Source organism: Chitinophaga sp. W2I13, from assembly GCF_050434005.1.
Classification (GTDB): domain Bacteria; phylum Bacteroidota; class Bacteroidia; order Chitinophagales; family Chitinophagaceae; genus Chitinophaga.
Window position 1 is genome coordinate 6,110,768 of record NZ_JBNPWD010000001.1, and the last position, 13,496, is coordinate 6,124,263.

Annotated in this window: 16 protein-coding genes and 1 pseudogene; 8 read left to right on the forward strand and 9 right to left on the reverse strand. The window is 41.9% G+C overall.

Annotated features, from left to right (window positions below):
- Positions 1 to 6: 6 nt before the first annotated feature.
- Both QFZ48_RS24925 and QFZ48_RS24930 read left to right on the forward strand, forming a co-directional pair.
- On the forward strand, positions 7 to 1,071 hold the full coding sequence (locus QFZ48_RS24925; protein ID WP_429048565.1) for a TauD/TfdA family dioxygenase: 1,065 nt from the start codon (positions 7 to 9) through the stop codon (positions 1,069 to 1,071).
- A gap of 59 nt (positions 1,072 to 1,130) precedes the next feature.
- Positions 1,131 to 1,853: a glycosyltransferase family 2 protein gene (locus tag QFZ48_RS24930; protein WP_429064230.1), complete on the forward strand. Its 723-nt coding sequence runs from the start codon at positions 1,131 to 1,133 to the stop codon at positions 1,851 to 1,853.
- Positions 1,854 to 2,235: 382 nt separating this feature from the next.
- Here QFZ48_RS24930 and QFZ48_RS24935 read toward each other — a convergent pair whose 3' ends face one another.
- The 7 genes from QFZ48_RS24935 to QFZ48_RS24965 form a co-directional block, all read right to left on the reverse strand.
- Positions 2,236 to 3,198, reverse strand: a complete 963-nt coding sequence (locus QFZ48_RS24935) for a helix-turn-helix domain-containing protein (protein WP_429064232.1) — start codon at positions 3,196 to 3,198, stop codon at positions 2,236 to 2,238.
- A 68-nt stretch (positions 3,199 to 3,266) separates the two neighbouring features.
- On the reverse strand, positions 3,267 to 4,013 hold the full coding sequence (locus tag QFZ48_RS24940; RefSeq protein WP_429064234.1) for an alpha/beta fold hydrolase: 747 nt from the start codon (positions 4,011 to 4,013) through the stop codon (positions 3,267 to 3,269).
- Between the two features lie 110 nt (positions 4,014 to 4,123).
- Entirely contained in the window at positions 4,124 to 4,663 is a 540-nt protein-coding gene (locus tag QFZ48_RS24945) for a hypothetical protein (protein ID WP_429064235.1), read from the reverse strand.
- A 13-nt stretch (positions 4,664 to 4,676) separates the two neighbouring features.
- Complete coding sequence (locus tag QFZ48_RS24950) at positions 4,677 to 5,123, reverse strand: ester cyclase (RefSeq protein WP_429064237.1); 447 nt, start codon at positions 5,121 to 5,123, stop codon at positions 4,677 to 4,679.
- 60 nt (positions 5,124 to 5,183) lie between these two features.
- Positions 5,184 to 5,858, reverse strand: coding sequence for a helix-turn-helix domain-containing protein (locus tag QFZ48_RS24955; protein WP_429048555.1), 675 nt, complete (start codon positions 5,856 to 5,858; stop codon positions 5,184 to 5,186).
- A 54-nt stretch (positions 5,859 to 5,912) separates the two neighbouring features.
- The gene (locus QFZ48_RS24960) at positions 5,913 to 6,413 is read right to left on the reverse strand and encodes a lipocalin-like domain-containing protein (protein WP_429064243.1); all 501 of its coding nucleotides are present in this window, start codon (positions 6,411 to 6,413) and stop codon (positions 5,913 to 5,915) included.
- A gap of 5 nt (positions 6,414 to 6,418) precedes the next feature.
- Positions 6,419 to 6,985, reverse strand: a complete 567-nt coding sequence (locus QFZ48_RS24965; protein WP_429064246.1) for a short chain dehydrogenase — start codon at positions 6,983 to 6,985, stop codon at positions 6,419 to 6,421.
- 86 nt (positions 6,986 to 7,071) lie between these two features.
- On the opposite strand from QFZ48_RS24965, the gene QFZ48_RS24970 reads away from it, so the two are divergent.
- The 5 genes and pseudogenes from QFZ48_RS24970 (at position 7,072) to QFZ48_RS24990 (ending at position 10,964) form a co-directional block, all read left to right on the forward strand.
- Entirely contained in the window at positions 7,072 to 7,917 is an 846-nt protein-coding gene (locus tag QFZ48_RS24970; RefSeq protein ID WP_429064248.1) for an AraC family transcriptional regulator, read from the forward strand.
- 174 nt (positions 7,918 to 8,091) lie between these two features.
- A pseudogene (locus tag QFZ48_RS24975) lies at positions 8,092 to 8,787 on the forward strand (serine hydrolase domain-containing protein); the annotation flags it as partial.
- 98 nt (positions 8,788 to 8,885) lie between these two features.
- Complete coding sequence (locus tag QFZ48_RS24980; RefSeq protein WP_429064251.1) at positions 8,886 to 9,158, forward strand: hypothetical protein; 273 nt, start codon at positions 8,886 to 8,888, stop codon at positions 9,156 to 9,158.
- 520 nt (positions 9,159 to 9,678) lie between these two features.
- Complete coding sequence (locus QFZ48_RS24985) at positions 9,679 to 10,068, forward strand: glycosyltransferase 61 family protein (protein WP_429064254.1); 390 nt, start codon at positions 9,679 to 9,681, stop codon at positions 10,066 to 10,068.
- Positions 10,069 to 10,232: 164 nt separating this feature from the next.
- A complete protein-coding gene (locus tag QFZ48_RS24990; protein ID WP_429064256.1) occupies positions 10,233 to 10,964 on the forward strand; it encodes a DUF6000 family protein in 732 nt (243 codons plus the stop codon).
- Between the two features lie 17 nt (positions 10,965 to 10,981).
- Here QFZ48_RS24990 and QFZ48_RS24995 read toward each other — a convergent pair whose 3' ends face one another.
- Positions 10,982 to 12,385: a hypothetical protein gene (locus QFZ48_RS24995; protein ID WP_429064258.1), complete on the reverse strand. Its 1,404-nt coding sequence runs from the start codon at positions 12,383 to 12,385 to the stop codon at positions 10,982 to 10,984.
- Between the two features lie 607 nt (positions 12,386 to 12,992).
- On the opposite strand from QFZ48_RS24995, the gene QFZ48_RS25000 reads away from it, so the two are divergent.
- The gene (locus QFZ48_RS25000) at positions 12,993 to 13,289 is read left to right on the forward strand and encodes a DUF2461 family protein (protein WP_429064261.1); all 297 of its coding nucleotides are present in this window, start codon (positions 12,993 to 12,995) and stop codon (positions 13,287 to 13,289) included.
- Here QFZ48_RS25000 and QFZ48_RS25005 read toward each other — a convergent pair.
- Positions 13,221 to 13,475, reverse strand: coding sequence for a DUF6755 family protein (locus QFZ48_RS25005; protein ID WP_429048539.1), 255 nt, complete (start codon positions 13,473 to 13,475; stop codon positions 13,221 to 13,223). The two genes, QFZ48_RS25000 and QFZ48_RS25005, sit on opposite strands and share 69 nt — an antisense overlap.
- Between the last annotated feature and the right edge of the window lie 21 nt (positions 13,476 to 13,496).

Consider the following 13,496-nt stretch of genomic DNA (forward strand, 5'->3'; position numbering starts at 1 on the left):
AAAACAATGGAAGATATTATTTTTGACAATATGCCGACTCCACAGAGCCCGGCAACAGGGACCGTCATTCCTGAAATAAAGAAATCGCTGCTGAATGGTGGTGATCAGCTAATGCCTCTGGTAATTACGTCGTTGTCAGCTAACGGAAATCTGAGCAGTTGGATGAAAGCCAACAAAGCATCTTTCGAGGCTGATCTGATACATCATGGAGGCGTATTGTTCAGAGGGTTCCATATCAGTGGGCCTGCGGATTTTAAAGAATTTATGAATTGCTTTAATACAGACCCGCTCCCTTATTTGTTCAGATCCTCTCCCCGAAAGGAGCTCTCCTCGTCCACGAAGAATATTTATCTGTCTACCACATATCCACAGGAGAGATCCATCAATATGCACAATGAATCGTCGTATAGCCGTGTATGGGGCAAGAAGATTGTTTTCTGTTGCCTTAAGGTAGCGGAGCGTGGAGGCGAAACACCATTGGCAGATTCTCGCCTTGTATTGAAAAGCATACACCCGGATGTGGTGGCGAAATTCCGGCAAACCGGCGTTAAGTATCGTCGGAATTTGCTCGAAGGAATGGGAATGGCATGGCAGGAGGTTTTTCAAACAAATGATAAAGAGGTGGCACTGAATATTTGCAGGAGGAATGATATCACCTGCACCTTCAAAGACCAAAATGATGCAGTAATAGAATGGGTAAAACCTGCTGTTTACCGTCATCCTGTTTCCGGAGAAGAAATGTGGTTTAACCATGTATTCTTCTTCAACAAGTATTCCCGTTATGAGGAGCTGGGGCTTGGTGTTGATGATTTCCTGCCGGACGATTACCTCAGCTCCGATACTTTTTTTGGAGATGGATCAATCATTAGTTACAGTCAGTACTGTAACATCCGGGATGCGTATGAAAAAAATAAAGTAGTATTTCCCTACCAACAGGGCGACGTCATTTTCCTGGACAATATGCTTACTTCACATGGTCGCAATCCATATGTGGGCGAAAGAGTAATCGCCACAGCTATCATTGAGGCCATTTATGATGAAGGATACTCAGCGGCTTCGTTCAATGTGTAATACAAAATTATTTTTAACAGGCATATTCTAAGTAAATGCTCAAAATTAATAACAAATTTATGAAGAAGCCATTGATTTCTATTGTCACCGTGGTGTATAATAATGAAAAGGGAATTGCAAAAACAATCGACAGTGTGATTAGTCAAACCTATCCGGCTATAGAGTATATAATTATTGACGGAGGTTCAACAGACGGAACAGTTGATATCATTAACGGATATAAGTCCGGGATAACAAAATTTATTTCAGAAAAGGATTCGGGTATTTATGATGCTATGAATAAAGGGATCAGGAATGCTAATGGAGAAATTATTGGCCTGATAAATAGTGGTGATCATCTTGAGCCCGGATGTTTAGATGCTGTTGCAAAGGCATACCTGGAAAATCCAACGTATGACGTATTTCATGGTTTAATGAGGGTTTATTCAAGTTCAGAAAAATTCATTTGCATCATAGGTAACGATAGTTCAACATTGTCAGGAGGAATGATAGAACACGCGGCTTGCTTTGTGAAAAAAACTTCCTATGAAATATATGGTGATTTTAACCTTAAGTATAAAATTTCGTCAGATTATGAATTTATGCTCAGGTTAAGGAAACAAGGTGCCGGCTTTTACTTTATTGAAGCCGTTCTGGCAAATTTTTATCTGGGAGGGATATCATCCAGGCCCTTGGGAACTTACGAAAGCTTAGAAATTCGTCATAACTATGGTTTAATTTCCACTACGGTGAAAAATGTCAATCGATTTTTTCTAAAACTAAAAATGATGCGTAGTAATTAGATAAATTGTCGGATAAGATTTGTGAATACGCTCCATTACGAAGATAAATATTAAATTGTGCTAACCCTCACAGATCCCAAATGCTGCACCGCGTTGCGTTTGACCAATGTTAGGTGATGTCAGGATAAATGAAGTTGAAACAATTTCTGAAAGCCAATCTACACAAACATTACAGCCATTTAGTTATATCCGGTTCAATCGTGACCTGTACGCGTTGGGGCTGAATTTTGTGAATACCCCGGGTTGGATGGAGTTAACCATATTCGGCACCTTTGTGCCATGATGCTTTCTTTTCACAGCAAGGCCTATGTTTTAGGATGATTCAATTGACGCGTTATATAAATATAGGTATTTTGATGATGTTATTTCCGGACCAGTTTAGCTACTTCATTTTTGTATGAACTGTTGATCGTTCAGCGTCCGCGTTCCAGTGGAAGCTTGCCCTGAATGCTAAAGGCGACAGGTTAGTCCTTGACTTGAACAGCCGGCTGAATGATTGCGGGTGTTCAAACCCCAATCCATAGGCAATTTCACTCACCGACTGGTTCGTGGTGGATAGTTGCGCCTTTGCGTTTTCAATCAGCCTGTCCTGGAGGTAGTGTTGTGTGCTTTTCCCGGTCAGCGCTTTCAGTAAGTTGCTGAGGTATCCTGCAGAAACATTCAATGAGGAGGCCACATATTTAACGGTGGGTATTCCTTCTGTGGATAGCCGGTCGCTGTTGAAATATTCATTCAGTAAGGATTCTAAGCGGTCGAGGATCGTATGGCCGTATTTTTTTCGGGTAATGAACTGCCGCTGGTAAAATCGCTCCGCATACGTCAAAAGCAATTCCAGTTGCGCAATGATCACGGGGTCGCTGAATTTGTCGATGTTATTCCGGTACTCCTGCGCCATGCTTTCTATGGTGGCAAGGATGGACTTTTCTTCTTTATCCGATAGGAACAGTGCCTCATTCACAGCATAGTTAAAAAAGTCGTATTGCCTGATTTTCTTTGCCAACGTAGTTTTCCATAGGAAATCGGGATGGATGAGCAATACCCAGCCTGAGCGGTTGGTGTTTTCCGCTTCTTCAACACTCACTTCAAATACCTGACCTGGCGCCATAAAAAAAAGTACGCCTTCCTCGAAGTCTCCCGACTGCTGCCCGTATTTCATGTTGCCTTTAAAATCCCTGTCGATGAGGATAGCATAAAAGTCGAACATGAAACCCATACTGGTCTTGCAGGGTAGCTGTATAGACCCGTAATCCACAATGCTGATCAGCGGATGTTCCGGCTTGGGAAGGCCCATTACCTTATGGTATTCACTGATCGTTTTTATCCGGTGTATCACCCTGTTTTCCATATCCTAAGTTACTGATAAATGGTTTAAGATTGCCGCAGGCATATACCCGTCCTTTTCCCGGGGAGCTATTACCGTACGATCTCTTCCAGCTTTTTTACCAGGTTTTCCGGTTGCTCACGCATGGAGTAGTGTCCGCCCTCCAGTGTATAGATTTTCCATTTTCTTGCCCTGGCTTTCAATATTCCCATTTTATCGTGTGCCGGACTTCCCTTACCGTCTTTCGTCATCTGGAGAAAGGCGGTTGGAATCTTTTTAACCATGGGGTTGCTGATCTGCAGCGGTTCAGTAAAGGTATTCAATGGTTGTGGCACATCCATCGGCGGAGTAAGCTTTGCGGGACCGAAAGGATAAAGCACCATGCTGTCTTTGATATTGCCCTTTGTCATTGGCTCCCAGAGGTCGCCACACACGTCTTTTGCACTTTCTCCGTTGTCAGGTACCATCGCATCCAGGTAAATCAGCTGTTGGATGCGTTCAGGCGCCTGTTCCGCCACGCCTGAAATGACCATGCCGCCATAGCTATGACCTACCAGGATGACATTGTGCAGGTTCTCGAACCTGATCACATTCAGTATATCATTGATGTAGGTGGTCAGGTTGATATCCGGGTTGGAGAGATGCACCTTTTCTCCAAGGCCTGTAAGTGTGGGCCGGTAAACGATGTGGCCATGTGCGCTTAGAATGGAATCCACTTTTGCGTAGTCCCACCCGCCGTCCCATGCACCGGGAACGAAGAGAAAAGTACGGGGATGGTGTGGCTGTCCGTACGCGAAGGAAGAGAGGATCATGCTTAAAATAAAGATTAATTTTTTCATACAATGGTTGATTGAAATCTCTTGTTTGAGATGACAAAATTCCGGAATAGGCGGGTGCCAGGCCTAACCAGATCTGCTTTAGTTGTAACAAAATATGAGATTGGAGCGTATTACCCGGCAGCAGATGGCTCATATTTCATCCGCAAGGGAAGCGCTCCAAGTATGATGGATACGGATATCGTTATGATGGAGCCCTCCAGTTCAGGTTTCACCGTCATTAAAAAAATAACCCCCAGGAAAATTGCTGTTCGCATTTTGATAGAAAACCACAGTGAATTATCGTTTATAAGTTTTTCTAACTCCTGCGAATGCGCATTATTCTCTTTCATTATTTTCCTGATTTTTTTCATTTTTCTCCCTGTTATGATGCCGCCAATCAAGCCTATGAGTATCAACCCCAAAAAACCAAATATAGCCCACCTGGCATCACCCCAAACGGAGACCATCATATATATACCAGGAATCAGGATCAGGAGCGCTCCTATATCGCCCATGATACCCACCTTGGAATAATAGAAAAGCGATTCCTTAATGCGGTCCATACTAGCTGTTTTCCTGAAATGGATGATGCAAAGCCACTCAATAGCAATGGCGGCACATACCATTAAAGCTCCTGTAATGTGTAAGAATAGCGCAATTTTATATAACATGATATCTTGTGTTTTAGTGTTGTTTTACGTTGGCTGATGAAGTGTCTTTTGCTTTTTCAAGTAGCCGGTGCAGATTGGTGACCACCCAGCGTTCTGCCAATTTATTGTTTTCCAGGCGGTAGATGGCAATACCCTCGAGCGTGATAAACCTGCCTGTGGGAGCGATGTCAAGGAAGTGGCCTTTATGGGTCCCCAATAGCCTCCATCGCACTACTACCCGGTTCCCTTCTGCAATCAGGTCGTCCACTTCATAGCGGGCGTCCGGTAATACGGAGCGTATAACGGTTGAATAATAAGTCCGGAATGCTTCCGGACCTGATGGGCTGCCTTCCGGCCAGTCGTGAGATATAAAATGAGGTGCAATAAATTCCTCTACCAGTGACATATTCCAGTTCACCAGTACTTCCTTGTACAGTCGTTGAACGATTGCCTTGTTAATGGCTGTTATTGTGTCGGTCATCTTTGTGCTGTTTAGAAGCAAAGTTGGGACGACGCCGACAAGATAAATTGTATAATCCTGCTATTTTTTGATGGCAAAAGATGGATAGATGCCAAACATTTTCTGAAATGTTTTAATAAAATGAGAAGAGTCCGCAAAACCGGAAGAGTAGGCGCACTTGGTGAGGGAGGCGCCTTCCAGTGCATGTTTTATAGCCATTTCAATCTTTTTCCATAAGATATACTGATTAATAGAGGTGCCTACTTCCTTCTTAAATAAATGTGATAACCTGCTTTCTGATAAAAAAGCAACTTCAGCAAGCCTGGCAATATTTATCCGGTCGGTTGCATAATTCGCTTTTATCCAGTCCAGGATTCGTTGTATCCGGCTGTCCATGTCATTTAAAGCCAGGTTTTTATTTTCAAAAGCGAGTATATGATTTTCCCTGAAAAATTCAATTTCAACGGGGTCAATTAGAATGTCTTCGTTCTGGCTAAGATAGGATTTCAGGATATTCTTCCCGGTATAAGACACGGGGTTTATAAAATACAGCTGGCATTCACTGTTCAGGCAACTGAAAGTATGCGGCACATTTGAATTAATAATGGCAGATTGAATATTAGCATATTTGTGGGTATCGGTTTCAATAGTTAACTGCCCTGATAAGCTGAAAGCTACTTCAATAGGGAAATGGGCATGACGCTTTAATTGGTAATCCTTTTGTGAAAAACCCGCCACTCCGCTATTTAAATCCATATAGTTTATATGCATATTTCCGCTGTAAATACCCCGGTAAGATATGATTATTTGTTAATTTTTTCTCCATACAACCTTCGCCACCGCAGCGCCTCCGCTTGTAGGTATAGTCACGGTATATGTAAGAATACTATCTTTCAATGAATAAGTACGTACTTGCGTAATTCCCTCCCAATTTGGATAAAAAGCATGTTGGATATTGAATACAATTACCTGTTTGTTTTCATCAATAGTATAGGTTCCGAAATGAGAGTTATTTCCCCGTACTAACGCCGCATTTTCTTCTGTGGTAGCTTTATCTTTATCATTGGCTAAAACTTTACTCCGGTTAGCTTTTAATATCTGGATGGCGTACTTTCCTTCTTTTGTAAAAACGAGCATTCCCACGGGATGTTCGCCATAAGGAGCAATTTTACTGCCATCAGCATTTATATTTTCAACTGAGATAAGTGACCAGGTACCCCAAAATTGGTGCTGGTCTGATAGTCCTTTATTATCTTGTCCCTGTACAAAAGAGACAGACATCGTAAAAACGAGATATAGAATAGTCTTCATTTTAATTACTGTTTATAATAACCTACTCTTATAATTTCCCCATTTATTGCTGTTTCAAGACATCTTACATAAGCCGCTATTAATTCATCCCCGCCAGTATCTGAAACTTTAGACGGGCTGATAACATTCAGTCTAAGTCCCCTGGGCATTTCCTGCGCCGCAGCCATTACAAAGCTGTTGATCGCTCCATTTACAAATGCTTTTCCCGACGAACCTTTAGCAGGAAGTTCACCCATTTTTCCGGATATAAGCGTGATCGAACCATTATCCTTCATATACTTCATGCCGGAAAGCACCAGGTTAATCTGCGGCCATAACTTCTGCTCAATACCAACCATGAACTGCGCTTTATTCATCTCCGGCAAGGGACCCGTAACGCTATCGCCGGCAGTACAAATGATCGCATCGATATCTGATACTTGCTTAAATAGATTTTCCACGGCAGTTGGGGAAGAGATATCAGCCATAATATCCCCGGTGTTTCTCCCCACGGTGATGACTTCATGCGCTTTCAGCGCCGCAGTAACCTTCTTACCAATAGTGCCGCCCGCACCAATTATTAGAATTTTCATCTTATTAGAATTTATATTAGCAAATGTATACAAGGGGATTATCATTCTGGTTGTACATTATTACGCTAATTTTGTACTTTTACAACATGCCGGGAGGAACCTTACATCAACAATATGAAATCGAATGGAAGGAGTTACAGCGCTTCGAAAAACCTTTAAAGCGCAATAATTTCTTTGAACTCATCTATATTATGGAAGGTACCGGCGTACAGTTTGTCAATAACCATCAGTTTAATTACCGCAAAGGAAATTTATTTTTATTAACCCCAAAGGATACTTACTCTTTTGATATTGACCAAAAGACCAGTTTCTTTTTTCTAAGATTTAATGAATCATATATCAGGGAAAAATCAGACAGGGATCAGGATACGGTGACGCATGTAACATACATTTTACAAAATGCCAGTCACAGACCCGGGTGTATCTTAAAAAATAAAACGGATAAGCCTTTTATTTTTTCACTGGTAAATGCGATCCTTGATGAACACACCAGGCAACAGATCTACTATACCCGTATTTCAGAACAGGTTATCAGTACCATCATAACGGTTGTAGCAAGAAATATTGCGTTAAAATTGCCCAAGAATATAAAGGAGGATACAGGTGAGCCAATTTTGGAAATATTGAATTATATACAAGTAAACATTTTTGAACCGGAGAAACTCAGAACGGAGAATTTAAGCCGTCATTTTAATATTTCAACAAATTACCTTGGCAGGTATTTCAAAAAACAAACCGGTGAAACACTTCAGAGCTATATTACTCATTACAAAATCAGGTTAGTGGAAACCAGGCTATTACATAGTGATATGCGCATGAGTGAAATTGCCTATGAGCTTAGCTTTACAGACGAAAGTCATTTAAACCGTATTTTTAAAAGGTATAAAGGGGTAAGTCCTACAGCGTTTAAGAAAACAGGAAAGAAAGTATAATAATAGCCATGAAAAGAATCGGGATCATTATCGCCTTTTTTGGAGTATACCTTAACTGTTCAGCTCAGGTGTTGAATGCCAATCCCTTAAAAACCCAACTGGATTCTACGGTGGATCGTTCGGCAAAATTATATTTAAGTAAAGCGGGGAGGGTGGGTATATCCATCGGGGGAACCGGTGCGCGTGGGATACTTGCTGAGTCATACCGCGATGTTTCCAAATAGTTTTACGGATGGTGACATATCGGTTCCAATGACGGAAGCTTATTTCCTGGATCACCTGCAGCAAATCAAACTGGATAGTTTGAAGACGTTAAAATATGCATATTCCAACGTAGGTTACCAGTTATTGGGCTATGCACTGGAACATATTTACCAGGCTGACTTTGAAACGTTGATCAACCGCTACATAGCTGGGCCCCTACGCATGACAAATACATTTGTGAATCGTGCTGCTGCAAAACTTGACGGTTATACTGCCAGTGGTGAAAAAGCACAGCCGGTACAGGTCTCTTTTCCAGGCGCGGGAGGGCTTCATTCCTGCATAGATGATATGTTGAAATATGCTGACTACCAACTCGCTGAAAAAGATGCTGCGGTAAAACTCACCCACCGGGTTGTTTATGGTAACGTGGAAGAAGACGCTGTCGGCTTCCAATGGGCAATTGGCAGAACAAGGAATTGGGACTATTATATCAGGATAGACGGAGGTACTAACGGATTCCGGAGCTTCTGTTCACTATATCCAAATGACCAGGCAGCCATTATCCTGCTTACTAACGAAAAAGACGACCAGGCAGGCGGTGACCTTTACCGGCTGACAACTGCGATACTAAAAACGTTGAAACAAAGTCACTTCTCCTCCAATTAGCATCATGGTGATTCTTTCTTATACAATTTGTCATCCAGCACTAACCGTGATCGCTTTTCTTGTTTTGGGAATCAGGATAAATATTTATTTTTACCGGTATGGGACAATTAAGAATAGGACTGGGCAGCTGTAGGCCCATTCCAAGCGCAAACACCGATCATTTTTCGCACGTACACGGTCGCTTACAGATCATAATCGATGAGAAGGTGGTACCCGCCCTGGGCTATTTTGGAGAAGGAGATGTATGCCTGAATGCCTGGCTCAATGTGTTGGGCACAGTCGTCCGCAACTTCGAATCGGGAAAAGATACCGAATACACCTATGATGAGGGGGAGCAGGGGCAACCCGCCTTTCGATTTGTGCTGGGTTAAACCGAACGAGGTAGCCTTTTCCATTGTTGAATCGGCTATCTCAGGTGGAGGGGGCAGCGGCAGTAAAAAATGGCGCAACAAAACCTTTCCACTTTCTGATCTGAAGAAAGAATTCCAGAAAGTTGCTGAGCAGTTTTTGAAGGAAGTGGCTTCCAAAGCGCCGGCTCAATTGCCACATTGGAAGAAGATTATTGGGAATGTATAGTGCTTTGATAAAAAGATAGGCATGAATTTTTTATATTACCGAAATACACAATCCAGATATCAGAAGAAATAATTTGTAATGTAGTAATAACGGCTAAGCTTTATCTTCGTAATTATTCCCGATAATTATATTACCATTGAAAGAGGACCAGATAAAACACATTTTAGATAGCTATGTGATTCACAGGGAAATGCCTGTAAACAGGAAAAAACGAACCCTGGGCAACGGAAAATACCTTTTGGCTTTTGGTGAATGGTCTCATTCACATTATCATTGGTTCTGCAACGTAATCCCCCGCCTGTTTCCGATTAGGAATTGGTAAAAGATTATATTTTATTGCTTCCTGATGTAGCATACATTAGAGATATTGGCCTGGCGAGTTTGGAGTTTTTCGACTTAAACCCGACTGGAATTGAATTTATACAAGAGCGGGAGCTTGTCAAGACAAAGCATCTGTCGATTGTCACCCATACCTGTTTAACCGGGTACACGAATGATAAGGTGATGCAGGAAATGCAGCGTTTTATTTTATCCAGGCTGAGCGTTCCAATTGCCAAAGACAAAATTTATGCTACCAGGGATAAGGCCAGGTATCGAAAGATGCTGAATGAAGAAGTAATTTTGGATGTTGTTAAAAGTAATGGTTATAGCATAATAAGGTTTGAAGATTTTGATTGGAAGCAACAGATTTTGATAGCAGCTTAGGCTAAATCCATGGTTTCATTGAAGGAGCAAAGAAAGTAGTAATAGCATTAAGGTTCAATAACAAGTTCATGTTATTAGGGACTTGTTTAGAGAATGAGGCTGTATTGAATAATTATTGAATATGATTCTGTACATTTACGCCACATAATCTCATTCCCTATACTATGAACGACCAGGATAAAATGATCCGGCTGCACATGGCTGGTGCTGCCATCAGGCATACTCACCCCTTCGATGAACTGCCTGATCATAAAAATTCAAAGGAACTCTCTGCCAGCTTCCTCCAGGATTGGGTAACGCCATATTATCTCGAAATTAACTTGAAAAATGATCAAAGCTGGATCGTCGCCCTGGAGAAAATAAAAGGAAAGATCACCCGGGAGATAACCAAAGAACTGTTGGGCGACTTCAACTGGCGTACAAGACTGGTAGGGGCCTACTTTGCTGCCATTAAAGGTTATACGGAATTCATCGATATCATAGGTATTCATTTGCTGAAAAGTGAAGTGTGCTGCGTAGGACATATCTACGCCCTTACCCTTACTTATCTTAATACGGAGAAAAGTATCGGATACCTGCATCAGTATCTTGATCATTACCTGACCACACCTTCCCTGTATTTTGATCAGCAGACGGTCATGGAAGCATTGCTGTACCTGGATCAGCAACAGCAAACCAATCACTTTGCCAAACACGTACCAGCCTGGGAAAAGTTAAGTTTAGAAAGGGCACGGATCAATAAAAAATCTGTTTCGGGTATTACCAGGATGCTGGAAATTGTAACAGGTAAAAGCCTTGGCGAAGAAAAGGCGGAAACGGCAGCCCCAAAAGAAGCAATATTTAAAACAGATTTCTTCATGGGGCATATGGCCATCCTCGAGCGCTTAAAAGACTGAGTAAGAATTGAAAGCTTTTATTTATTCTTCTTGTCCCGTTCATATTCCAATTCTTCCCGGGATTTTCCAGTATGCCATTCCCTTTTGCGCAGGCCATGGTCGTCTCTCAATTTATTCTCGGTAATATTATGCACGGTAGCTTCTTCCGGTATTCCTTCAATCGTATGCTTTTCGTCTTTATTGTGCCAATTGTCGCCAAGAGTTTGAGATTTAAGATCCTTGCCTGTGACCCGTGAATTTAAAATATGGATCAGTTCATGTCCATAAACAATAAATCCGGGAGCAGGAATAGGATGATGATCCTTATCTTCATTCACCATTTCACTATCTTTTATCCGTTCTCTTAGCTCAACATCTTTTCCGGCAGGATCTGCGTTAGCAACGGAAGAATTATATTTATCCTTTTCTACTTCACGGCTGCCAACCTGCTCCTCAAGTTCTCTTTTCCTGGACATAAGCTTAGTATATATTTCTGAATCAAAATAGGCATCTAAAGTCTCCTCTTTTTCAGCGCGCTCAACATTCTCCTTGTTTTGCTTTATTATCTCTTCCAATTCGGGTCCATATTGCTTTAGTTCCCTATTTATCTCATGCTTACGATATACCCTTTCCTGTTTTTCCTTCCTGGACAGATTAGGGGCTTTGTTTTGTTTTATTTCAAGCGTTTGTTTTGTTTCGAGCAACCTTTTTAGCAATTCAGCTCCATTGGGCTGAGAAAGAAGTTTGGCATGCATCGCCCTTAATTCCTTCTTAAATTCAGGTGTGGCATCCTTATTTGTTTTTATGATACCTGTTTCATTACGCAGGGCGTTCCAATTTTGCTGGACCGTTTTAGTTTGTTCAGGCGTAAATTTAGCATCTTTGGGCAGGGGGAGATCTAAATTCATACGATGAACATAATCGACAAGATTTAAATGCTCCTGTTGTAAGTGATCTAGTGCATCCAAAGCGCTGTTGTCAATATCCCCGTTATCAAATGCGTCCTGAACCCGCTTGTATAAGCCTTTCTGCTCGTTTTCAATGCGCTCCATTTCTTTATTGGCATAGGATTGCTGATAATACTTGTATGCGCCTCCAGCCAAAGCTCCCATCCCTACCAAACCCAGACCAACGGGGCCTGTTAAAGCCGAAACGCCTAAATAAGCACCTACTCCGGCAGCTCCGGCCCCTGCCAATGCCCCTATGCCAGCTCCTTTTGCCATTTCCTTGTTCCTGTTTGTAAATTGCACGACATTGCCGGCTGTTTTTGCCTGAGTAATAGCGTTGTTTTGATCTATTGAATGAGATAACGGTGCTTCATGTGCTAATTTACGCTGAAAGGGGTGGATGGATGGCCGCGAAATGCCAGATGAACTATGATGGTTTGCTGCTGCACGGGAAGGGGGTTGTGCAACATCAGTACGGTTATAATTATCAAACATTTGAGGGACCGGTTTTTATTGAGATACAATTTTGATTATCAAACCTAATATACGAAAAAGAATCATCATGCCTTTAGTCGGGAGCGCTTAATCTTTCCAATAAAATAATGAATTGCGAGCGCCAATATAGTCCAGTAGAGAGCAAATCCAATAACCAGGAATGGGGGTGGAGGATCCGGCAGATTCATAAGTGGAAGAATGGGACCCGCCAGAACAATTTTAACAGGATACAACATTGTGGATACTATGCTCTTCCAGCCAGTAAGTGATTCCGTGCTCATAAAAGACGCTCCGTTTTCAGGAATGAGCCGGACGACTGACCGAAAAATTACGTTGTATATAAAAAGAAAGGCAAATCCACCAATGAGGAAGAGGACAACAAATCTTTTTCTTGAAATTTTCATGATCCCGCCTTTTTTAAGTGAGAGAAATGCTTTGAATTACAAAGTAACTAAAAGTACTTTGTAATTCAAAGTGTTTTAACAAAAACTTTTATAATCCGGTACTGAGAGAATTTCGTATGCTAAGCACCTAACCAGCGGTAGGGAAAGCCGGCTACTATCTGCATATCCAGCGTGGTCAATCCTTTCTGGCGGGAGGTATTTACATGCTGGAAAATGATAGCCCGAAAACGCTCCGGAAAGAGATTTCCGGCAATGCACTGGAGTTTGAGAAAATTGTAGGTGAAGAAAGTTGCCAGCATTACTTCGGCGGTTTGAGCAAAGAAGGAAAAATAAAACGTATTCCTTCGGGCTTTGAAAAAGATGATCCGGTGGGGGAATACCTGAAACTGAAGAATTTCAGCTTTGTTGTAGGCTTCCTGGAGTATTTCCCTTTATTCCCGGTCATTTTTCCGGTATCCCATAGGCAGGAAATGCAGCCAGAAGAAACCTATCAGGAATAAAAACAGTGAGGCCAGAAATGCCGGCAGGGCAATATCCCTGTTTTCGCCGAGGGCGTTATTAAGACTGGTATAAAGCAGCCATATCTGGATGCCGATATTCAGGATAAGAATAATGATCAGCGCAGATATGAGCGTGTTTGTTTTATTTGGGTGCGCTTTATTTTGTGCATCTTTAAAATTGCTCATTTTTAATATTGTTAGATAGAT